This window comes from Clostridium sp., assembly GCF_036660475.1.
Taxonomy (GTDB): Bacteria; Bacillota; Clostridia; order Clostridiales; family Clostridiaceae; genus Clostridium_J.
The window spans coordinates 255,258-277,965 of record NZ_JAVXAO010000002.1 but is presented as its reverse complement, the minus strand read 5'-3'; the positions used below and the strand labels follow the sequence as shown (position 1 = coordinate 277,965).

Genomic DNA, 22,708 nt, shown 5'->3' with positions numbered 1-22,708 from the left:
TAATAGTACTACGGTTATGGAAAAATGGATTTTACCTTTGTGTTAGAGAGCACTGAGGAGCAAATAAAAATATAAAAAGGGGGCGAAACAATGAGTGGATTACAAATTGACATAATAGAGCAGCCAAATCTTATTAAAAATTATTGGCTGAAAGAAAAGAAGGTTGTATTCTTAATAATATTTTTTGGGATTATATTTAATGCGTCCATGGTACTAGGACCTATCTTACAAGGGAGATTAATAGACTCTATTTTAAATGAATCTCCAGTAAATAAAGTATTGATACAAATAGGGGTGTTTATTGGAACCATTCTGTTTATTCAAGTTACAAGATTTTTTAAAAGATTTTATGTTCGGAGATTTGCAAATAGTACAAGCGCTACCATGCGTCTTATCATCTACAATAATATTATGAATAAGAATATCTCTGAACTTGATGATGAGAATATTGGTAATTTGATGACTAGGGTTATTTCGGATGTAGAGTTATGTGTGGAGGGCATGAGGAAGGTTACCACTGAAGTCTTTGATACCGGCGTTTTAATGACGGCTTATTTAATATCTATGATGTTCTATGATATTAAGATAACTATACTATCATGTATATTCATTCCTGTTGCAATGAAGCTAGCAGAAGTATTAAAGAGTGTTATTTATAAGTATTCTATTGCATATAGGAAGAAAAGCAGTGAAGTTGCAGACCTCATTTATGATAGCATTGAGCATACTGTTTTATTTAGGGTTAATGGAATAGAGGGTAAGAATAGAGAAGAGTATTTTTCAGCATTAGAAGATTTGCAAAGTAAGGCTATTAAAGCTAGTATTTTAGAAAATTCTATGCAACCTATTTACAATATTATTGCACTTATGGGGATAATTATCGTAATTTATTTAGGTGGAAGTAAGGTTATAGACGGAAGTTTAAGTGTGGGGGATTTTTCTGCATATATGCTTATGTTTACGGCTACAGCAACAAAGGCTAGTAAGGCTGCGAAATTATTTAATTCAGCACAAAAATCTAAAATTTCATGGATTAGAATAAAGCCATATTTAGGGGAATATATTAAAAAAGATGAAATAGTGAACACTTCTGTGGAGAAAATAAATATTAATGTAGATAACTTAAGCTTTAGTTATCCAAGTAATGAAGAGTTAATTATAGATGGAATAAATTTTAGTGCAAGGCCGGGAGAAATTATTGGGGTTACAGGACCTATTGCTTCTGGAAAATCAACATTAGGACTAGCTTTATTGGGACTATATCCTTATAAGGGTAGTATAAAAATTCAGGGTAAAGAGTTGAGTGAGTATACTTCAAGTGAAAGAAGTAGTATGATTTCATATTTAAGTCATGATTCAGAGCTTTTATCAGATACCATTTATAATAATATAGCCCTAGGTAAGGATATGGATATTAAAGAGGTTATTAGGGATATTTGCTTTGATAAAGATTTAGCATCTATGGAGAAGAAGGAAAATACCTTAGTTGGGAATAGAGGAATAAGATTAAGTGGTGGGCAACAAGCCAGAATGGCATTAGGAAGAGCACTAATAAATAAGAATAAAATTATAATTTTAGATGAACCATTTTCAGCAATTGATATTAAAACTGAAGAGCAAATAATTAGAAATCTTCGAGAGAATTATAAAGAAAGTATAATAATCATAATATCTCATAGATTAAATATATTTAAAGATGTAAATCAAGTTATTATGTTTAATGATGATAAAATTATGGAATATGGAACACATGAAGAACTTATGAAAACTTCAGATAGATATTCCACTATATGGACCTTGCAAAGGGGTGAAGATTATGAGAAATAGTTTAGTATCTAAGTCTATAAAAAAGGTCTTAGTAAACAATATAACAGTATTTATTTTTTTAATACTTATAATAGCGGGTGTTGTTATATCTAGTTTAATACCACCACAATTATTAAAGCTTATTATTGATAAGCATTTAGTAAGTGGCAATGTAAATGGACTTCTCAGTATTGCCATTGCATATCTTGCAGTTCTAATATTTATTGGCATATTTGATTTTATGAAAGAAGCTTTGTTAGTTATATTAGGACAAAAGATAACTAAAGAAATAAGGAAAGAGCTGATGTGTAAACTAGAAAAAATTAATACTAGCTATTTTTCAAATAATGAATCAGGTGTAATAGTATCCAGATTTACAAATGATGTAGATACTATCAATTCACTATTTACAAGTGGAATAATTAGTATGGTAATTGACTGCTTTAAAATATTAGGTATTATTATATCCATATGGTTTTTTAGCGTTCAGCTTGGCTTAGTTACTTTAATTTTACTACCTATTATTTATCTTATTACTCGAAGTTTTCAAAAACTTATGTTAAAGGCTCAAATGAAAAATCGTATATTAGTAGGTAAAGTCAACAATCATATTTCTGAAAGCTTGAAAAATGTTAGAATGATTAAGGCTTATAGCAAAGAAATATATATGGAAGATAAATATAAAGAATATCTTAAAGAAAATTTTAATACTATAGAAAAAGTGAATTATTTTGATTCAGTATATGCCCCAATTATTCAAGTTATAAGGGCTACGGTTATTTCAATGATAGTACTATTATCATCAAGTCAATTTAATTATATAGGGATTTCTTTAGGAATGGTGGCAGCATCCATAGATTTAATTTCAAATTTATTTTCACCAATAGAAAATCTTGGAATGGAGCTACAATCAATTCAGAGTGCTATTTCAGGGATAAACCGAGTAAATGATTTTTATTGGGAAAAGGAAGAGGACCCTAAAAATAACCTATTAACTGCTAGCGAAATTATCCATGACAGAACAAGAGTATTAATTAATTTTAATAATGTATCCTTTAATTATGAGGAAGATATTGATGTGTTGAAGAATATTTCATTAAAGATAGATTCTATGGAGAAGGCGACTTTTATAGGCAGAACAGGCGTTGGGAAATCCACCTTATTTAAACTTATAATGGGACTACTTAAACCAAGTGAAGGAACAATTACTATAAATGGAGTAGATGTATATAGTATTTCAAATAATGAGAAAAGAAATATATTTGGATATGTAGATCAAAACTTTAGCTTTATAAAAGGGAATATTTCAGACCAAATTAGTTTGCAAGATGAGAAAATATCAAGGAAAGATATAGAAGAAGCTTTTAAATTTGTTGGATTGCATGAGTATATAATATCTCTAGAAAATGGATATGAGACAATAGTAGAAAATAATAATTTATTTTCACAAGGTCAAAAACAATTGTTAGCAATTGCTAGGGCTATAGTTACAAATCCACCAATATTACTACTAGATGAAATAACTGCAAATCTTGATTCTATCACAGAAGAAAAGATTATTTCAGTTTTGCAAAGAGCTAGTGATACAAGAACAATACTTGCCATATCCCATAGGTTATCATCAATGATTACATCAGATAAAGTAATAATATTAGAAGATGGCAGAGTAAGAAATATTGGAAATCCTGATGAAATTCTAAAAATGGATAGGTGGTATAGTCAGCATATGCAACTTGAAAAGCTTACTTGGAAATAAGTAAGAATGGATTTAAGTCATCTGAGAATAAATAATAACTCAAAATACCCGAGGATACTGATTTATTATTATTTTAAGATGCCTAATATAAGAAGGTGGGGAATGTATGGATATAAAAGATGAAGGTGAATTTAAAAGAATATCTTTTAATGAATTAATCATAGATAATGATGGAAAGGCTGGTATATCCTTTGAAACTTTAAGAAGTGAATTTGGATTTTCTATAAATATAAAAGGTGCAAAGGTCTATATTAAAGAAGGCGGCAAGGATGTAAACACAAAGAGTACGGAGGAATCTAGGAGTGGAAAATTAATATCAAATGATGACTTTGAGTTGGACGCTAAAATATTGAAGGAGCATTTCTACTTCCAGGATTATTATCAAAAATCTTTAATATATAGTTCAGAGAAGAGAGGTCTAAAACATTATGATATTTTAATCTCACAGACTAGTCATTGTTATAACATAACAATTAAGGGTAACTATGAGGAAGGTTGTGCTCTACTTAATAGCAATAATGTTATTCCGAAGATTATAATGTTCTATTTTCCAATTGGATATGAAGATTTAATAGTTGATATCTTAGGTGAAAAAAATATCAGGTGTGAATATGATAATAGAGATGTATTAGTAAGGGACTATGATATTAATACCAAAGAAATTGTATTCTCTAAAATTGGTGGTAATTTAGGTTGATTTTTAAAAGGTGCCTAAGTGTTGAAATTGGGTTTTAATATTATAAGAGCGTAATACCATTTGTATAAGTAGGAAGGACTAAATCTATGATTTAGTCCTTCCTACTTACTTCATTTGAATGGATATGAAAATGAATTTCTCCCATATAGTAATGAAACTCCACCTCATATGCATTCGGTGTAGTAAGTTTAACTTGCAAAACATAAAATTTTGAGTGTTACTGATATACTATTTTTCCATCTACCATAGTTATTTCAGCGTGAATATCTTTGATTTCATCTTCAGGAATAGTAAAGATATCTCTATCTAAAACTACTAAATCTGCTAGTTTCCCAAGTTCTAAGGAGCCCTTAATATTTTCCTCAAAGGAGCAGTAGGCACTATCTATAGTAAACATTTTAAGTGCAGATTCTAAAGAGAGTTTTTCTAAAGGCATAAATCCATTTTCAGGATATTTAGATAAGTCCTTTCTACACACAGCTGAGTATATATTTTCAAAGGGATTAAAATGTACTACTGGTGCATCTGAGCCTATAGATAATTTTATTCCTAAATCATCCATTGTTTTAAAGGCATAGGATTCCTTAGCTCTTTCCCCAACTCTATCTTCTACTATGTGCATATCATAATCTAGGAATATAGGTTGAATGTATGCCATAACATCTAGATTTTTCATTCTCTCAATTATATCTTTACTAGTAATCTGACAATGAACTATACCGTGACGTTGTTCCTTCAAAGCTACTCCTAACTTTTCTAATGCATTTAAATATAAATCCATAGCATTATCCCCTATGGCATGGGCAGCAGTTTGGAAGCCGTTGTCATGAGCAACTTTTATATAATTATCTAACTCTTCTTGATTGTATATTGAGATACCACAGTTAGTAGGATCATCACTATAAGGATTTCTTAGAGAGGCAGTCCGTCCACCTAAGGCACCATCTAAAAGAAGTTTTAAAGGTCCGATTTTAAAGAAGTTATCCCCATCACCTGTTTTGTATCCCAGGTTAATAAAGTCTTTAAAGTTTTCTTTAGTCTCAAATAGACATTGCTCATAAATTCTCACTGGTAATTTGTCTTCTTCAATAAGTTCACGATAAGCTGTAAGAACATTTTTAAAAGACTTATTTGGCATAGCATCAAAATCATCGGTTTGTACGGAGGTTATTCCATAGCTTAATAATTCCTTGCAAGTGTTTATTATCATATTCTTCATAGCTTCAATACTTGGTGGTGGAATAATACCGTTGATTATTGAAATTGCATACTCTTTAAACACGCCTTTTTTTATATCAATATTGGGATTATCATTAATATCTTCAATATTTAAGTAGCTTAAAGCTTTTGTATTACAAACTGCAATATGTCCACAAACACGAGTGAAAATTACAGGTATATCTGTGGATATTTTATCTAAATCTTCTAAAGTTACAAATCTATTTTCTTTAAGCCTGTCTTGGTTCCAACCTCTACCTAATAGACAATTTAATTCTCCACTAGGTCTATTATCTATAAATTCTTTTCCAGCAGTTATGATTTCATCAATTGAATTTAATTTTGTTAAATCCATCTTTTCAAGAGTATACCCATAGTTTAATAAATGCATATGGCTATCATTGAAACCAGGCAGAAGAGTTTTTTTATTTAAATCAATGATCTTATCATAGGAATTTTTAATTTCTGAGGCTTCAAGGTCAGTTCCAAGAAAATTAATTTTATTATCTTTAATTCCTATAGCCTCGTAAAAATTATTATTACAATCTAAGGATGCAATTTTTCCATTAAAAAATAAAGTGTTCATAATTTTTCCCTCCTAAAAATCACTTAATATGATGATAAGTTTTTCTAATAATCAGATGTAGTTATGTATTGTTATTAGGTAGCATCCACCTGAGGAGAAGAATAACTTGATGAAACTTATTATATCATATTTACACTATGTTGAATTTGGATTATTTTGAATAGAATGTTATTTGGAAGTCTTATGGTATAATAAGTATATTAAAAAAGAAAATATAATGGTAATATATAAATTTTAACTAAGAGTATACAATTTAAAATGAAGGTCTTTAAAGAATTAAATGTATAAATTAGAAGATATATTGAAAGTAATGTTGTAGTAAAAGTATACCTGATGACTAGCCAATGCAACACGCAATCTTTTAAATGGGTTCTAACAGCGGCTAGACCTTAGATAAGTTCTTCTAACATTCATAGGGAGGTATTTCTCTTAAGCAAACTCCATCTGAATATAAGAATCACTTGGTATAATAATAGTTAAATAACATAGTAGAGTAGTGATAGGAGGCTTAAAATGGAAAAATTATTACATCCAGTTAAAGAATCGGATTTCAAAGAAAAAGTACATATAAGATTTAAAAATATAAATCAAGGCTTTGATGATTTTGAAAATGCAATATTACAAAGTGATGATATAGAGAATGCAGAAGAGAATATTATTAAATTTATGAATGAAGCCTTTAGGTTAAATGGCGACGAAAATTCTTATGTAGATTTTTACTTCCAAGTGTTAAGTGAGGAAGATAAATCAAGGTTAATAAGCTTGTTGTCTAAGGAAGATAAAGTTTTAATAGAAAAGTTTATTGAGAATCAAGCTGTAGAAAAACAACAGGAACAGAATATTTATTTTAAACTAACAGAAGAAAGCATTCCCTTTATAACTAGATTAAGCACTAGGGAAGTTTTATTTTGCACTGTGTATTTTACGAAGATACCTTTTACTATTTGGGGGAATTATAACAAGAAATTCCCATGTTTCTTTGAGGAGAATGATATACTAGAGGTATATAGAAATATTGCAGATAAGTATAATCTGGAAATAATATAGTATTTTAGTATTAAGTAGTTTTAAGGTTTTAGTGTAGGTTTAAGATAAATATTTTATACGAAAGAATTAAATATGTATAAATTGAAGTAAGGGGCTGCGATATGGAATTATGGGACGTATATGATAAATATAGGGAAGCTACTGGAAGAACTCATGAGAGAGGCAATAAAATGACTGATGGAGATTATCATATGGTAGTTCATATTTGGATTATTAATGATAGAGGTGAGTTTCTAATTCAGAAGAGGCAACCATGGAAAATTGGTTGGCCAAATATGTGGGATTGTGCTACAGCAGGATCTGCCCAGCAGGGAGATAATAGCACTATGGCAGTTATTAGAGAAGTAAAAGAGGAATTAGGGTTAGATATAAATCCAAGAAAGCTAGAACCTTTATTTACAGTGAAGTTTGCTAATGGCTTTGATGATATTTGGATTATTAGAGACAATATTAATATAGAAGATTTAAAGCTACAATATGAAGAAGTTGCTGATGCAAGGTGGGCTACTGAAAGCGAAATAAGGGAAATGATAGCAAGTGGGGAGTTTATATACCATACTTACATAGATTATTTATTTAAGTTAATACATTCAAAAATAAGACTTTTTAAAGCTACTATTGAAGATTCAGAAAAGCTTATTACTATTCAAAAAACTGTTTTTAAAGAAATATATGAGAAGTATCAAGATCATGAAACAAGTCCAGTAAATCAAAGTCTTGAAGGTTTTAAAAAGAGATTTGATAAAGGTGATTATTATAAAATTGTATATGAGGATAACCTTGTGGGTAGCGTATTTGTTTATAGAAAAACTCCAGGTGTAATGAGATTTCATATAATAAATATATTAAATGAGTATCAAAACAAAGGTATTACTCAAGAGGTAATGGAACGCTTAGAAACCATATATCCAGAGGCAGAAGCTTGGGAGCTGGACACAATATTAAGTGAAAAGCGTAATTGTCATGTTTATGAGAAAATGGGATATAGTCAAAGTGGAGAGCTACAGCAAATAAACTCTAAACTAACACTTGTATCATATACTAAAATGGATAAAATTCGTAAGATTATAAAATAACTATATAAGTTACATTTAGGGGGTAAATTATGGGGGAGTTAAACTTAGATAAAGGTAAAGAGGTAAGTAAAGTAACATTAATTATAATTGGATTATCAATTATAATATGTGGAGGATTTTATTCTGTAGAGCAGTTTACAGAACTTAATTATCTATTTACAACGGGTTGTAAAATAGTTTTATTTGGAGTGATACCGTACATTATATATTATAAAATTGAAAACACTAGTCCTATGAAAATAATAAAAAGAAGTAGAGATAAAAAATCTATAAGGCTAGGACTATTACTAGGAACTATGGTTATTATCGTAATTTGGACAGCTTATTTTATTGTTAAATCATATATAGATTTAGACTTAATTGCAAAGGAGCTTATGGGTTCTAATTTAATTACACCTAAAAACTTTCCTTTTGTAGCCTTATATATAACCTTTGGAAACTCATTTTTAGAGGAATTTTTCTTTAGGGGATTTATATTTCTACAGATACATTCAAAGGGATATAAGAAGCTTGCCTATATATTTTCATCAGGATTATTTGCAGTTTACCATGTTGCAATATTTAAAACGTGGTTTAATCCATGGTTGATAGCCCTTGCATTATTTGGACTATTTATTGGTGGGTTAATCTTTGATTATATAAATCTAAAATCAAAAAGTATATTAAACTCATGGATAGTCCATATTTGTGCAGACATTTCTATTATGGTTATCGGATTTATTATGTTTTACTAATGGATAATAATTATTATTGACATGATAGATGAGTAAGAATATTATAAATGTATAAACAGAAGTTATAAAAGAGTTAAACTAGCTTAGTATAACGTAAACTTTAAAGAAAAATATTAATATGGGGGTATACATTATGAAGAAATACATTTGTACAGTATGTGGATATGTTTATGAGGGTGAGTTAACTTCTGATTTTATTTGCCCAATATGCGGTGTTGGTGCAGATAAGTTTGAGGAGATGAAAGAAGACTCTATGTTTAAAGAATTTAAAGTATTTAATAAGGTTAAAGAGAATGAGGTGGTTACATCTTTTTACTTAACACCTAAAGATGGGTCAAAGCTTAAAACTCATAAAGCAGGACAGTTCCTTTCAATAAAACCAATAATTCAAGGTGAGAATTCAACAGAAGTTAGACAATACTCTTTATCCATGAAACCAGGGGAAGAGTTTTATAGAATTAGTGTTAAAAGAGAAGAAAAGGGATTAATATCAAGATACTTACATGATAATGTTAATGTGGGTGATATGGTAGAAATCACAGAGCCACTAGGAGAATTTATATTGAAAGATAGTAGTAAACCATTAGTGTTAATAAGTGGTGGAATAGGTATTACACCTATGATGTCTATGCTATATAAAGCTATGGAGCAGGGAAGAAACACTACATTTATACAAGCAGTGATAAATACGAATTTCCATACTTTTAAAAATGATATTAGTGATATGGCTAAGAAGAACGAAAATCTAAATGTGGAAATTTTCTACAGTAATCCATTAGAAACAGATAAACTGGGTGAGGATTATCAAGGCTCAGGGTATTTAACTAAGGATTGGATTGAGAAAAACCTTTCAATGGATGCAGAGTTTTATTTCTGTGGACCACTAGGCTTTATGAAGATGATATATGACGCATTAAGAGAAATTGGTGTTGAAGAATCTGAAATAAATTATGAAATGTTTGGACCATCAGCTAATTTAGCTACAATAAAATAATTATATGCTCATGACTAATTTTTAAAAAAGTCATGGGCATTTTTTATCTTATTATAAATATTTGTAGATTTAGGGGCAAATATAAAAGAAATTACATATTATAAATTATAATAATTTTAGGAGCCTATTTTATGATGGAGTTTAGAAATATTAAAGAACAGGTAGATGAATTTTTATCCACATTACCTTGTAAGTCGCAAGTACCGTTTCCAAAAGGTGAAGTTGAAAGAAAGAATATAAATTACGCAAACATGATATTAGATGCATATGCAAGCTCAGCGGATAGTGAGATACAAGCAATAACTCAATACTTATATCACCATAAAACAATTGGAAATAAAAATATATCTATGACACTGATGTGTATAGCCTTAGTTGAGATGTCACATTTTGGCGCACTAGGAGATATAATAGTAGCATTAGGTGGTAAGCCGGCATTTTATAATTCAAATCAAAACTTCTGGATGACAGGAAATATGGCTTATGGTGATAATGAGATGTTAGATGTAGAGCTAAATCAAGAGGATATAAAATCTAAGGAAGTTGTAAGACAAAAACTCATGCTAGATATAAAGAGTGAAATAAATGCTATAAATGGTTATAAATTTCTAATAGAAAATATTGATGACAAGTATATTCAAAGGGTTATTCATAAAATAATTAGTGATGAAGAGGTTCATATTGAAATATTACACAGTTTAATAGATAAATATTTAAAATAAGGTAATATTGGGAAAAACATAAATAAGAATAGAGTAGGCTTATGAAGTCTACTCTATTTTAGTGTGAAAATACATTTTAAATTGCAAGTATAAGAGGTTTAAAAATAACGATACAATACAGAATAATTTATATAATAGAGGTAATAATATGGTAAATAGAAAGGATTAGAAGGTGAAACTTATGAAAAAATTATTATATATAACAGTAAATTCAAAACCAGAGGAATTATCAGCTAGCAAAACTGTTGGTAGGGTATTTGTTAATAGATTTTTGGAGAAGTACAAGGATTTTGTTGTTGAAGAGCTAGATCTTTATCAGTGCCATGTTCCTAGATTAGAGTATGAGTATTATGAAAAACGGAACTGTATGATTAGTGAAAAAGATTTTAATAAGCTAGATGAAAAACAACAGGCGGAGGTACATAAAATAGTTAAGCTTACAGATCAGTTTAAGGAAGCCGATATGTATGTTATAGCAGCACCTATGTGGAGTTTGTCTTTTCCAGCACCATTAAAGGAATATATAGACTGTGTAGTTATGGATGGAAAGACAATAAAAATAACAGAAGATAAGATTGAAGGACTTTTAAATGATAAACCAAGAGGTATGGTATATATTCAATCCTCTGGAGGGTCAATTCCATGGATTCTTAGACTTGTAATGAATAGAGGCCTTAATTATGTTGAAGATATAATGAAGCTTACAGGAATTAAAAGATTTCAAGAACTTTTAGTGGATGGAACAGGATTTACAGATGAAGAAAAACAAAGTGCAATAAAAGAGGCAATAGAGAAAATTGACCAAGTTATTGACGATGTATGGAGAGAGTAAGATAATATATTGTTATATGGAATACATATATGTGGTGAAATATAAAGAATAGATAAGTTAAATTATAATTATATGGGTTATGGGGCTGTCGAAAGATAGCTCTTATTTTAATTTATTTCAATTATTTTTTAAAATTAGTATTTAGAATCTTCTTATTGATACGAGTATTAAGAGTAATAATCAAGTTTTATCATGGTATATGTGATAAAAGCATAATGATTATGTACATAATTAAATTTGATTTAAAATTAAGTTGGAAAATCAAATTTAATTAATTGGCTAAATAAGTTAAATGAGAAAAGGAGAAAAATATGTTTAAATTTAAAAAATTAGCTGTAAAGATGACTATATGTATAGTAGGAATAGTACTTTTAGGGATGATAATAAACCAAGTATTAACTACAAGTATGATGAAAAAAAATGTTAAAAATGATACGGATGAAAGAGGAACCACAGTAGTAGAAGAAATGGGGAAGGATTTTGAGGAAGAATTAATTCAATATGAGCAGGATTTAGGTCTAATTGGCGAAAATAATGTTTTTTTAAAGTCTATAGGCAAAGATGAGGAATCATTAAAACAGGCCGTGAGATTGTTTAAAAATTATACAACATCTAATACTGAAATATTAAGCATATATGCTGCACAACCGGATAAAGTTATGATTGCTGAACCGGCATGGGACATACCGGCTGATTATGATCCAACTCAAAGGGACTGGTATAAAATGGCGGTAGCAAATCCCAATAAAGTGGTATGGACAGAAGCTTATGTTGATGCAGATTCTCAGGTTCTAGTTATAACAGCAGCTAAAGCCATAATGGAAAACAATGAGGTTAAGAGTGTAGTAGCAATTGACTTATCATTAAACGAATCATTATCTAAAATTAAAGACTATAACTCGGGGTATAATGGATATAACTTCTTAGTTAATGATAAAGGGGTTGCGTTATATCATCCTACACTTATAAATAAAGATTTATCTAAAGAGGCTATGTATGAGGGGATTTTTACCTCAGAGGCTAGTTCTTATAGCTTCAAGGAAAATAAAGAGAATTTAAAGGTATATTATTATACAATACCAAATTTCAAATGGAAAGTTGGTACGGTATATAATGAAAAGGATATGAATGCAAGTATACTTAAAATTGAAGGCTTTTCTATAGGGATGACAACGGTTACTATAATAATTCTAACTGCACTACTGTATATAATTATAAAAAGTATATCGAATCCATTGGTTAGGTTATCAAAGGAAGCTAAAAAGGTTGCCGAAGGGGATTTAACAATAGATATAAAATCTCAGTCAAAGGACGAAATTGGACAAGTAACCAATAGTTTCAATGATATGGTTAAGGATATAAATAATATAGTATCTAATGTACAAAAATCTATTTATCAAATTAATGGGGCAAGTGAAAATTTAAGTGCAATATCTGAAGAAACTACAGCATCAACGGAAGAGATAAATGCAGCGGTTGCAGAAATTGCTAGAGATTCTACAGCTCAAGCCGAAACAATAGGTGAGGTTAGCGATAGAGTTGAAGAACTAAATAATTCAATAGAAGATATAAATAAAATAATTGATAAAATGAATACATTATCAAATTCTTCTACAGTTGCAGCAGAACTTGGACTTTCAAATGTTAACAATTTAAATGTAAAGATTGATGAAAGTACAACTGAGCTTAATAAGGTTAATGAGATATTCCAAGGACTAGTTTCAAAACTTATGGATATTGATAAAGTTATTGATATGATAACTAACATATCAGATCAGACTAATCTTCTAGCATTAAATGCAAGTATAGAGGCTGCTAGAGCTGGAGATGCAGGAAGAGGCTTTGCTGTGGTTGCAGAGGAAGTAAGGAAGCTTGCAGAGCAGTCTAACAATGCGACTAATAAAATTAAAGAATCTTTATCAAACATAAATTTAGAAACTAATAATGTGAAAAGTGCAATATATTATGCTAATGAAATAAATGCTGAAACAGCTAGTGCGGTTTCAAGTACAGAAAAATCCTTTATTTCTATTAATGGAGAGTTAACAGAGATAGTTAAACTTATAAAATATACTAGTGGGAAAACACAGGATATTAGTACCTATAGTGGAGATATTTTAAATGGTGTAGAAGAGATATCTACAAATGCACAGCAAAATGCAGCGGTAGTAGAAGAAGTCAGTGCTTCAGTAGATGAACAGTGCACAGCATTTAGTAGTGTTGCTAAACATTCAGAAGAATTATCAGAGTCTTGTCATGAATTATCAGAGATAATAAAGCATTTTAAGGTAAACTAAAAAACTGATTTAATATTATATAATAAGGCAACTTATATATAGGTATTAAGAAGCGTCATGTTAGTTTAAACCTAAGTAGTATATTGAAAAATAGTATTAAAGGAGATACCATCCATCGGTATCTCCTTTAACTTTAAATTAGAGTTGGTTTGTAACAGATATTTATTAAATCGGAATCCTTATCCTCAGTTATATAGGCATCAACCTCATAAACCTTTTTTATTAAATCCACAGTTAAGATTTCCTTTGGAGTACCATATGCTACTATATTTCCATCCTTTAAAACATAAAGTTTATCGCAGTACATAGCTGCAATATTTAAATCATGAATTGCGGCTATAACCTCTATACCAAGGTTTTTAACTATATTCATTAATTGGAGCTGATACTTAATGTCTAGGTGGTTAGTAGGTTCATCAAGTATTAAACAATCCGTTTGCTGTGTTAAAGCTCTAGCAAGGATTATACGCTGCTGCTCACCACCAGAAAGTGTGAGAAAGCTTCTGTCTAAGAAATCAAGCATATCAACCTTTTTTAAGGAATCATAGAGTATATCATAGTCTTTTTTTGTATCTCTTTCCATAAGCTTTTTATGAGGCGCTCGTCCCATGAGTACAATATCTCTTACAGTAAAGTCAAAGTTGTAATTGTTATGTTGAGATAAAACAGCCATTTTCTTTGAACTTTCTTTTACTGATAATGTACTTAAATCAAAATCATCTAATTTAACTATTCCGCTAGTTGGTTTTAAAGTTCTATAAATACATTTTAAAAGAGTAGACTTACCACTACCATTAGGACCAATGATGCCGATAAATTCTTTGTTACTAGCTTCTATGTTAATTCCTTTTAATATAGAGGAACCATCAATTTCAACCTTAATATCTTCAGTTTTAATATTCACTATTTATCGCCTCCAAAGCCATAGGAACTTTTAACCATAAGCCATACAAAGCAAGGAGCACCTATCATGGAGATTAGTATTCCAATAGGTATTTCCGTTCCTTTTATTATTATTCTTGATAATACATCAGCCCATATTAAAAATATTGCACCAAGTAGCGCTGCGATAGGTAATATCTTTTTATGGTCTGTACCAAAAACCATTCTTACAATATGAGGGATTATAAGTCCTATAAATCCAATCATACCTGAAGCATAGACTATAACACCTATAATTAATGAGGTTATTATAAGGTATATATGTCTATATCTATGAAGGTCTGTGCCTAGTGTTATAGATACATCATCGCCGAGTAGCATTAGATTAAGCGTTCTATATTGAGTCATAAAGAACAGGGTTCCCATAATAACTACAATGAGTATCCATGTTACATCGGTCCAATTAGCACCAGCAAGGCTTCCCATAAGCCAAAATGTAATGTTCTTCATGCCTTCTGCATCATTTGCAAAATAAACTATGAAGCTAGAGAAGGCACTACAGACTGAGCTAAGAGCCATACCAGCAAGAAGTAGTTTCATAGAGTTCGTTCTTCCGCCTACATTAGATATTAGTAAAACCAATATTGACACCGTAAAGGCTCCAAGGAAACCCATAATCCCAATAGACTTAGAACCAAAACTAACACCAATTCCAAGAAGTACAGCTAAGGTTGCTCCAAGGGAAGCCCCAGAGGAAACTCCAAGAATGTACGGATCTGCCAAAGGGTTTTTCACAATAGCCTGCATAACTATTCCAACTACAGATAAGCCCATACCTACCGCTATTGCTAAAATAATTCTTGGCATACGTATTAACCAAACTACATCAGTTTTTGGACTAATACCTGATATAGATGCATCGCCAACATTAAAAAGCTTAAATAAAATGATATCATAAACTTCCTTCATAGTTATATTTACTGAACCAATGGTAACAGCAAATATAATAGAGAGCAAAAGTATAATTAAAAGAATAAGAGAAGTACCTACATAAATAGGCATTCCCTTAAATATATTTGATTTATTGTTTTTTTTGTTAATACAAGTTTTATTCATAAGTTACCACTACTTTTCTAGATTTCCATATAAGCCTTCTGAAAATGTATTTATACCATCTATAGTTCTAATACCGCTAGAATACATATCTCCTAGTGGGATGGCGTAAACTCTTTTATTTGTAACTGCAGATAAGCTTTTAAGGGATTCATCTTCTAATATTTCATTTACTTTAGTTATTGGAATATTTTCATCTCCCCTATCCATATATACTACAAAGATAGAGTCAGGATTAAGGTTGATTAAATCTTCTTTACCAAGAGCAGTTCCTGCTTCGTTTAATAAGGTAGCACCAAGTTTAGTTACCATATCACCACCTAGAGTATTTGCTCCATAGGATCTAATTTTATCACTACCTAATTCAACAATTAGGGTAGTTTGCTTTTCTTTATCTTTAACAGCCTCAGAAGCTGTTTTAACACCATTATTAATTTCATTAACTAATGCTTTGGCTTTTTCCTCAACATTAAATATTTTACCAAGATTTAATATATCAGTTATCTCATTTTCAATAGTTTTTTCTTTAATTACTCCACTATTTAGAGACATATAAGTATTAATTTTATTATTATGCCAATAATTTACTTCGCCAAGTCTTTTTTCATCAAATAAAGAGTACCATCCAAGTATAAAATCAGGCTGTGTCATTATAACACTTTCTTTTGATGGAGTAAATTCTTCTAAATAATTAATTTTATTAAAATCACTTTGAAATTCTGGTTTAACATCATGATCAAGGCCAGAAGCCGCCACAATTTTATCAGATAAACCTAGAGCAAGTAAAGTTTCTATAGAATTTTGATATATTGCAAAAACTTTTTCTGGTGCTTTATCAAAAGTGATTTCTATGGGTTCTTTAGCATAGTTGTAAGTTTTTATTGTTACAGGGTAGTGTGAGTTGGTAGATTCGTTTTGCTGTGAAGTGTTATCATTATTTGGAGTACTAGCACCTTTGTCTTTATTGCCGCATCCTACGAGACTGAAGATAAGCATTGCGCTTAATAGAAGTGTAAGTAGTTTTCTCATGTTTTTCATGTTCATTCTCCTTTTTTATTCAAATTATAATTTAGTTAAATATTATAATGGTATGAATATATAAGGATACTCTAAGTAATAATACAATTAACTGATTAATCGTATCTAATATCACTCTTTACCCGAAGAGCATCGATATTTTAACATTGGCAAGTATCCTGACTTATAGATCATTATATTAATTAGCCTTCCCAAGCTTTAAAACTCAGTGGCATACTTTAATTAATACTCCCTAATTACAGTAGCGGTACTGTGTGGAAATTTCATCCATCTTCCTTGTGTAATTGACCAATATTATTCATTTATGATTATTATATTTTACTAAAGTAAACTCTATCATATTGACGAAATAGTGTCAATATATAGCGAATAATAGGAAAGGGGGAATTAGGAATTAAAGATTAAAGATTAAAGATTAAAGATTAAAAAATTGTAATGGATAAACTTTGAATAGGTTGTATAAGATAAGATATAAAAAATAATTAGATATCAAGTTAATTAATAATAACTATTGATTAATAGAAGTTGTTGATATATAATTTAATTAATAAATAATTGGAATTTAGGAGGAATAAATTATGGCAGCAGATAAAATGATATGTTTATGTAACGGGGTTACATATGCTTCAGTAAGAAAAGCAATGGCAGATGGGGCTCGTTCAGTAGAAGATATACAAGAAGCTACTGGAGCAGGTACAGTATGTGGTGGATGCATTGAAGAGATAGAGAAAATATTAGGCAATGCTTGCACATGCAAGAAAGTATCTACTGAAGAAGTTGTTGAAGCAGTAAAAAATGGAGCAGATACTTTTGAAAAGGTTGGGGTAGCGACTACAGCAGGAACTGCTTGTGGGAAATGTAAATGCCTTATAGAAAGCATAATAGAACTTAAAAAATAAGAAAAATGGATTGTCTCGTAAAATTCGAGACAATCCATTTTTCTATTGTGCACCTAGATATAGGTAATGATTTTACGTGATTATAGATTAATGGAAAGAATTTTCATCATCTTTTCTTTCAGTGGCATATTTTTTAGCTAGAGTACCTTCGTCACGAACCTCTTTATTCATTTGATTTTTTAAATCATAACTGAATTTTTTCCCGGAAAAAGTTTCTTTTATATCATCTTTTTTATTTTCATAAAGATTTTTAAATTCACTTAAGGTTTCCTTAACTTCGCCACTTAATTTATTTACACCTTCTTTTAACTCTTCACTTACCTTATGAACACCCTTCTTCATATCGTTAGTCAATTGGCCTGCTTCACTTTTCATATCATGACTTAATCGATTTGCTCCATATTTCATGTCATTACCAACTTTACTTGCATTATCAATTATTTTTTCACTTACATTTTCAATAGTTTTTTTTGTGTCTTTACCTAAGTTATTCATAACTAAACTCCTTTCTAAATGGTTAGACTTTAGTAAATTAGGTATCTGAAAATAAATAATAAGTCAAAAAAATTGAGGAGACTAACTTATTTATTTTGGAAGATACACTAAGGTTTTAAAGTGGTTTAAGTAAGAGAATGTGCGGTATTAATCAACATTGATTTAAATATAACATTATGATGATTAAACCTATATTAAGTTTGCTCAGAATTCCAAATAATATGTTATTTAATTGATGGGAAGCTATGTAATAATTTCATTTTATATTAGTTTGTTTACTTTTAAATTTAATATAAACACAACATATATTATAATTAAATTTATATGCTTGACTATCTGAGGAAAAAGATAAAAATATACTTAGTTATGAATTTTATATTATATATTCTTAATTTGAAATTCATATATTGAGAAAAATATGAGAAATATATGAACTTTTATACGAATTGTTTAGAATTTTCTAACAAATTAGAGTATAATGGTTATAGTTGTGTCAGTTGATAGGGAGTTTAAAGGGGGATACGTTAGTGAAAGAGAAATTTAAGGGGATAAAAAGAGAGGTTTTTATCTACTTTATCATAATAGCGCTATCGGCTTTAGCTGCGGGCTTTAGTGATGGTGTATTTTCAAATTATTTTAAGGATGCATATAATATAAGTGCTTTTCAGAGGGGTTTGATTGAATTTCCAAGAGAACTGCCAGGGGTATTATTAATAGTAATTATATCACTGTTAGCTTTTTTAGGAGATGTAAGAACAGCAGTAATTTCTTCTTTAATGAGTGTGGTAGGAGTTATGGTACTAGGTCTCGTAACGCCAAGTTTTGGGGTTATGCTTATATTTTTATTTATAAATTCATTAGGAATGCACATGCTTATGCCGGTCCAAGATGGCATAGGAATGGCACTTATAGGCACAGAAAACCCAGGGAAAAGAATGGGTCAGTATAAAGGGGTAAGCACTGCATTTACAATGATAGCTGGAATATTAGTATTTGTAGGCGTTAGGACAGGCTTCTTTGATTTTACAACAAAAATAAAACCTATATTTATTATATCTGCAATAATTTCAATGATAACCCTGATATTATTTGTTGTGCTTCAAAAATGTATAAAAACGCCTATTAAAACATCAAGAAAAACTAAAATTATATTTAGAAAAGAATATAAGTATTATTATATTTTAGCCATAATGCATGGAGTACAGAAACAGATTATGATAGTGTATGGACCCTGGGTTTTAATAGAAATATTAAATAAAAAGGCGGATACTTTGGCTATTTTAGGGATAGTTGGAGCTTTCATAGGTATATTTTTCATACCGGCACTAGGTAGGTGGCTAGATAGATTTGGAATTAAGAAGTTACTATATGTTGATGCATTATCCTTCATAGGAGTATATAGCATATATGGATTATTAGCAGGTGGATTTGCTAGTGGTAGGTTAGCGACAGTTGGGGTACCAGTTATTCTCATATTTGCGGTATTCATAATAGATAAAATGTCTATGCAAATGGGGATGATCAAAGTGCTTTATTTAAGAAGCATTGCAGTTGATCCAGAGGAAATTACACCAACATTATCACTTGGAATAAGTATGGATCATATAGTTTCTATAATATGTGCATATATCGGTGGTATGGTTTGGAGTGCATGGGGACCACAGTATATATTTTTCTTAGCAGCTGGGCTTTCATTTGTAAATCTTTTTGTAGCTAGTAAGGTTAAAAATAAAGGGGTGGATATCTCAAATAATACAAAAATTGAAGCCTAAGGTAACTTTTCTAGGAATTTATATGGATTATAGTATGGGTTAAATTTTATGAATAATACAATGCATAACCATATAATTACAAATATAAGCAAAAATTATCAATATATACTAAAAATAACAAGTGTAGTATAATAATAAAGTGTGAACAATGTAAAAATTAATGTTTTGATGAATAATTTTAGAACATCTTAAAAATTAAGCTGTGAATATAAATAGTAATTAAATGGGGGGAATAAAAGTGGAACAAGTTTTTAATAGTATAGATCATTATATTTTAGTTGTAGGGAAGAGTGGGAAAATTTTATTTTGCAACAATGCATTACTATGTAAACTTGGATATAAATACATTGAATTAGAAAACACTCAGTTAGATAATCTTTTGAATTTACAAAAAGAAGAATGGTCTAACATTTTAAATAAATTAGAAAAGAAGAGTGAAGATGAAATTTTAATAGGACTTTACTCTAAAAATCATGAAGAAAACTATTTTATTGCAAAAATAAATTTGGAACGGTGGAAAGATGAAGAAGCATTTATTATTACTCTCAAAGATCAAGGTTCAAAAATGTATAAAAAGGAAGATTTAGAGAGACTTTTGGATACAATTCCGTACAATGTATGGATGAAGAATTTAGAGGGTGAATATATATATACAAATAAATTTCACTGTGAATTAATATGTAAAAAAAAGGAAGAAATAATTGGATGTACTGATTTTGATTTTTGGGACCTTGAGGAAAGTGAAAACTTTAGATATGTAGATAACGCCATAATATTAGATGGCAGACCAATTATGCACGAGATTGAAACTAATGTTAGAGGTAAAAGAATATGGTTTGCAACCTATAAAGCACCTCTTTTTGATGCGGAAAATAAGGTGGAATATGTAGTTGGGGTTTCTAGAGATATTAGCTTTAGGAAAAAAATGGAAGCGGAACTTTCAAGAAGCCATAATGAATTAAATACACTGAACAATCTGGTAAATGTTAACTTTGAGGATGATGAAAGCATTGTTAAGAATATACAAGACGATATGCTTTCTAAACTATGTGCCGATGGTGTTGGCATTTGGAGTTATGATGATGAAAAAGAGGAACTTGCTTCTAAACTTCAGCTGGGATTGGGTGAAAAATTATCATGTAAAAATAGTAAACTAAAGGTATCAAAAGAAGGTATCAATAAATTTCTAAACGATTATAGTTATGAATTTGTAGCACCGATAGAAGAGTTGAAGTATTTGAAGGTGGACTTACAAGAATTAAAAAATAATGATATAAAGTATGTTGGAAGTTATAAAATAGTGTTTAATAATAAATTTATTGGAATTATGAATATTTTGTATAAGGAATATACCCCATCAGCTATGAGTAACAATGATTTTATAAAAACTTTATGTAGCCAAATTGCAACAATCTTGGTGAATAGCAATCTTACAAAAAGCATAAAAAGAGTACTCAAAAAAAATGCGGAGATTGAAAGTGAATTAAAGTTATTTTTGGATGCTGCAGTAGAGATTATGGCTATGTTAGATGAAGATGGTAATTTTATAAGAGTTAACGCTGGATGGACAAAAAACTTAGGGTGGAGTGAAGCTGAGATACTAAATATGAAGTGGAGCGATATATTACTTAAAGAAGATGTGGAGCCAACTATTGACTTTGTGAAGAAATTAAAAGAAGGCGACGGTGTTGGTAGATTTACTAATAGGTATATTGCTAAAAATGGAGATATTAAATGGTTAGAATGGAGTAGTAGATATATAGAGAGTAAAAAAGTATCAGTATGTACTGCAAGAGATGTCACTAAACAGAGAGAAATTGAAGAACAGAGAATCCAGTATGAGAAGGATATTGAAATTGAAAAAGTGAAAAACGAATTTTTTGCGAATATATCCCATGAGTTTAAAACCCCGTTAAATATTATTTTAGCCACAATACAAGTTATTAATAAAAATATCGATAACAAAAAAATACTAGGATTAGGTGGGGTTGATGTTAGAAAATATGTTACGTCAATCAAACAGAACTCCTATAGACTATTAAGGCTCGTAAATAATCTTATAGATATGAGTCGTATAGATACAGGGTTTTATCAAATACATTTGGAAAATCAGAATATTGTAAGTGTAGTTGAGGATATTACAATGTCTGTGGCACAGTATACAGAGAGTAAAGGATTAGAACTTACATTTGATACTCAGGTAGAAGAGCAAATAATTGCCTGTGATTCAGAAAAAATTGAAAGAATTATGTTGAATTTATTATCTAATGCAATTAAATTCACTTCTGAATGTGGAAAGATAGAAGTACAACTAACTATTAAGGGTGGAAATGTTATAGTATCTGTTAAGGATAGTGGTGAAGGTATAGAAAAGGAAAAATTAGACTTAATATTTAATAGATTTGTTCAAGTTGATAATTATGTAAATAGATGTGGGGAAGGTAGTGGCATAGGGCTATATTTAGTTAAGTCACTAGTTGAGATGCATGGAGGTAATATAAGAGTTTCAAGTCAATTAGGGGTAGGAACAACTTTTGAATTTGATCTGCCAATAAAAGTTTTAGAAACTGAGAATAGTGAAGTGCAAATGAAAACTATAGTGAATTCTAATGTGGAAAAACGTGATATAGAGTTTGCAGATATTTCAAATTAAAACTAAAAATTAAGGTTGAAGTATTTATGAAATTGAAAATTAATGTTAAAATTCTTGCAAAATTTCTTTGTTGCAATTTTTGAAAAAACTC

General features: G+C 29.8%; 18 protein-coding genes, 1 pseudogene and 1 riboswitch. Of the genes and pseudogenes, 14 read left to right on the top strand and 5 right to left on the bottom strand.

The window, feature by feature from the left end; genetic code table 11:
* Window positions 1-90 precede the first annotated feature (90 nt).
* The 3 genes from RSA29_RS04305 to RSA29_RS04295 all read left to right on the top strand — a co-directional run bounded on the left by RSA29_RS04305 (window position 91) and on the right by RSA29_RS04295 (window position 4,259).
* On the top strand, window positions 91-1,827 hold the full coding sequence (locus tag RSA29_RS04305; RefSeq protein ID WP_346942387.1) for an ABC transporter ATP-binding protein: 1,737 nt from the start codon (window positions 91-93) through the stop codon (window positions 1,825-1,827).
* Entirely contained in the window at window positions 1,817-3,562 is a 1,746-nt protein-coding gene (locus tag RSA29_RS04300; protein ID WP_346942386.1) for an ABC transporter ATP-binding protein, read from the top strand. The genes RSA29_RS04305 and RSA29_RS04300 overlap by 11 nt, the downstream gene beginning before the upstream one ends.
* A gap of 106 nt (window positions 3,563-3,668) precedes the next feature.
* Window positions 3,669-4,259, top strand: a complete 591-nt coding sequence (locus tag RSA29_RS04295) for a hypothetical protein (RefSeq protein ID WP_346942385.1) — start codon at window positions 3,669-3,671, stop codon at window positions 4,257-4,259.
* 217 nt (window positions 4,260-4,476) lie between these two features.
* Here RSA29_RS04295 and RSA29_RS04290 read toward each other — a convergent pair whose 3' ends face one another.
* Window positions 4,477-6,063: an amidohydrolase gene (locus RSA29_RS04290; RefSeq protein WP_346942384.1), complete on the bottom strand. Its 1,587-nt coding sequence runs from the start codon at window positions 6,061-6,063 to the stop codon at window positions 4,477-4,479.
* Window positions 6,064-6,576: 513 nt separating this feature from the next.
* Between RSA29_RS04290 and RSA29_RS04285 the strand changes: the two genes are divergently transcribed.
* The 8 genes and pseudogenes from RSA29_RS04285 to RSA29_RS04250 all read left to right on the top strand — a co-directional run bounded on the left by RSA29_RS04285 (window position 6,577) and on the right by RSA29_RS04250 (window position 13,765).
* Window positions 6,577-7,110, top strand: coding sequence for a hypothetical protein (locus RSA29_RS04285; protein ID WP_346942383.1), 534 nt, complete (start codon window positions 6,577-6,579; stop codon window positions 7,108-7,110).
* A 101-nt stretch (window positions 7,111-7,211) separates the two neighbouring features.
* Window positions 7,212-8,186, top strand: a complete 975-nt coding sequence (locus RSA29_RS04280) for a GNAT family N-acetyltransferase (protein WP_346942382.1) — start codon at window positions 7,212-7,214, stop codon at window positions 8,184-8,186.
* Window positions 8,187-8,215: 29 nt separating this feature from the next.
* The gene (locus RSA29_RS04275; protein ID WP_346942381.1) at window positions 8,216-8,920 is read left to right on the top strand and encodes a CPBP family intramembrane glutamic endopeptidase; all 705 of its coding nucleotides are present in this window, start codon (window positions 8,216-8,218) and stop codon (window positions 8,918-8,920) included.
* 133 nt (window positions 8,921-9,053) lie between these two features.
* A pseudogene (locus RSA29_RS04270) lies at window positions 9,054-9,158 on the top strand (rubredoxin-like domain-containing protein); the annotation flags it as partial.
* A complete protein-coding gene (locus RSA29_RS04265) occupies window positions 9,159-9,914 on the top strand; it encodes an FAD-binding oxidoreductase (protein ID WP_346942414.1) in 756 nt (251 codons plus the stop codon).
* Between the two features lie 131 nt (window positions 9,915-10,045).
* Window positions 10,046-10,636: a ferritin-like domain-containing protein gene (locus RSA29_RS04260; RefSeq protein WP_346942380.1), complete on the top strand. Its 591-nt coding sequence runs from the start codon at window positions 10,046-10,048 to the stop codon at window positions 10,634-10,636.
* A 181-nt stretch (window positions 10,637-10,817) separates the two neighbouring features.
* The gene (locus tag RSA29_RS04255) at window positions 10,818-11,468 is read left to right on the top strand and encodes an NAD(P)H-dependent oxidoreductase (protein WP_346942379.1); all 651 of its coding nucleotides are present in this window, start codon (window positions 10,818-10,820) and stop codon (window positions 11,466-11,468) included.
* A gap of 311 nt (window positions 11,469-11,779) precedes the next feature.
* Window positions 11,780-13,765 carry a methyl-accepting chemotaxis protein gene (locus RSA29_RS04250; RefSeq protein ID WP_346942378.1) on the top strand — a complete coding sequence of 662 codons (1,986 nt, stop codon included), beginning with the start codon at window positions 11,780-11,782 and terminating at the stop codon, window positions 13,763-13,765.
* Window positions 13,766-13,898: 133 nt separating this feature from the next.
* Here RSA29_RS04250 and RSA29_RS04245 read toward each other — a convergent pair whose 3' ends face one another.
* From RSA29_RS04245 to RSA29_RS04235, 3 genes are read right to left on the bottom strand one after another with little or no spacing between them, the layout of a single operon-like run.
* Complete coding sequence (locus RSA29_RS04245; protein ID WP_346942377.1) at window positions 13,899-14,669, bottom strand: ABC transporter ATP-binding protein; 771 nt, start codon at window positions 14,667-14,669, stop codon at window positions 13,899-13,901.
* A complete protein-coding gene (locus RSA29_RS04240) occupies window positions 14,669-15,763 on the bottom strand; it encodes an iron ABC transporter permease (RefSeq protein WP_346942376.1) in 1,095 nt (364 codons plus the stop codon). The genes RSA29_RS04245 and RSA29_RS04240 overlap by 1 nt, the downstream gene beginning before the upstream one ends.
* Window positions 15,764-15,772: 9 nt before the next feature.
* Window positions 15,773-16,798, bottom strand: coding sequence for an ABC transporter substrate-binding protein (locus RSA29_RS04235; protein ID WP_346942375.1), 1,026 nt, complete (start codon window positions 16,796-16,798; stop codon window positions 15,773-15,775).
* Between the two features lie 130 nt (window positions 16,799-16,928).
* A riboswitch (cobalamin riboswitch) is annotated at window positions 16,929-17,106 on the bottom strand.
* Window positions 17,107-17,376: 270 nt separating this feature from the next.
* On the opposite strand from RSA29_RS04235, the gene RSA29_RS04230 reads away from it, so the two are divergent.
* Window positions 17,377-17,697 (top strand): (2Fe-2S)-binding protein, encoded by a 321-nt coding sequence (locus RSA29_RS04230; RefSeq protein ID WP_346942374.1) that lies wholly within the window; start codon window positions 17,377-17,379, stop codon window positions 17,695-17,697.
* A gap of 87 nt (window positions 17,698-17,784) precedes the next feature.
* On the opposite strand, the gene RSA29_RS04225 is transcribed toward RSA29_RS04230, so the two are convergent.
* Complete coding sequence (locus RSA29_RS04225) at window positions 17,785-18,192, bottom strand: hypothetical protein (protein ID WP_346942373.1); 408 nt, start codon at window positions 18,190-18,192, stop codon at window positions 17,785-17,787.
* A 527-nt stretch (window positions 18,193-18,719) separates the two neighbouring features.
* On the opposite strand from RSA29_RS04225, the gene RSA29_RS04220 reads away from it, so the two are divergent.
* Both RSA29_RS04220 and RSA29_RS04215 read left to right on the top strand, forming a co-directional pair.
* The gene (locus RSA29_RS04220) at window positions 18,720-19,964 is read left to right on the top strand and encodes an MFS transporter (protein WP_346942372.1); all 1,245 of its coding nucleotides are present in this window, start codon (window positions 18,720-18,722) and stop codon (window positions 19,962-19,964) included.
* A 238-nt stretch (window positions 19,965-20,202) separates the two neighbouring features.
* Window positions 20,203-22,617: a PAS domain S-box protein gene (locus RSA29_RS04215; RefSeq protein WP_346942371.1), complete on the top strand. Its 2,415-nt coding sequence runs from the start codon at window positions 20,203-20,205 to the stop codon at window positions 22,615-22,617.
* The last annotated feature ends 91 nt before the right edge of the window (window positions 22,618-22,708 follow it).

What these genes read in the sequence shown, in the direction of transcription:
- RSA29_RS04250 (WP_346942378.1), top strand. Translation starts at nt 11,780, where the DNA reads ATGTTTAAATTTAAAAAATTAGCTGTAAAGATGACTATATGTATAGTA.
- RSA29_RS04225 (WP_346942373.1), bottom strand. Translation starts at nt 18,192, where the DNA reads ATGAATAACTTAGGTAAAGACACAAAAAAAACTATTGAAAATGTAAGT.
- RSA29_RS04280 (WP_346942382.1), top strand. Translation starts at nt 7,212, where the DNA reads ATGGAATTATGGGACGTATATGATAAATATAGGGAAGCTACTGGAAGA.
- RSA29_RS04230 (WP_346942374.1), top strand. Translation starts at nt 17,377, where the DNA reads ATGGCAGCAGATAAAATGATATGTTTATGTAACGGGGTTACATATGCT.
- RSA29_RS04265 (WP_346942414.1), top strand. Translation starts at nt 9,159, where the DNA reads ATGAAAGAAGACTCTATGTTTAAAGAATTTAAAGTATTTAATAAGGTT.
- RSA29_RS04285 (WP_346942383.1), top strand. Translation starts at nt 6,577, where the DNA reads ATGGAAAAATTATTACATCCAGTTAAAGAATCGGATTTCAAAGAAAAA.
- RSA29_RS04275 (WP_346942381.1), top strand. Translation starts at nt 8,216, where the DNA reads ATGGGGGAGTTAAACTTAGATAAAGGTAAAGAGGTAAGTAAAGTAACA.
- RSA29_RS04255 (WP_346942379.1), top strand. Translation starts at nt 10,818, where the DNA reads ATGAAAAAATTATTATATATAACAGTAAATTCAAAACCAGAGGAATTA.
- RSA29_RS04290 (WP_346942384.1), bottom strand. Translation starts at nt 6,063, where the DNA reads ATGAACACTTTATTTTTTAATGGAAAAATTGCATCCTTAGATTGTAAT.
- RSA29_RS04260 (WP_346942380.1), top strand. Translation starts at nt 10,046, where the DNA reads ATGATGGAGTTTAGAAATATTAAAGAACAGGTAGATGAATTTTTATCC.
- RSA29_RS04300 (WP_346942386.1), top strand. Translation starts at nt 1,817, where the DNA reads ATGAGAAATAGTTTAGTATCTAAGTCTATAAAAAAGGTCTTAGTAAAC.
- RSA29_RS04295 (WP_346942385.1), top strand. Translation starts at nt 3,669, where the DNA reads ATGGATATAAAAGATGAAGGTGAATTTAAAAGAATATCTTTTAATGAA.
- RSA29_RS04240 (WP_346942376.1), bottom strand. Translation starts at nt 15,763, where the DNA reads ATGAATAAAACTTGTATTAACAAAAAAAACAATAAATCAAATATATTT.
- RSA29_RS04305 (WP_346942387.1), top strand. Translation starts at nt 91, where the DNA reads ATGAGTGGATTACAAATTGACATAATAGAGCAGCCAAATCTTATTAAA.
- RSA29_RS04235 (WP_346942375.1), bottom strand. Translation starts at nt 16,798, where the DNA reads ATGAAAAACATGAGAAAACTACTTACACTTCTATTAAGCGCAATGCTT.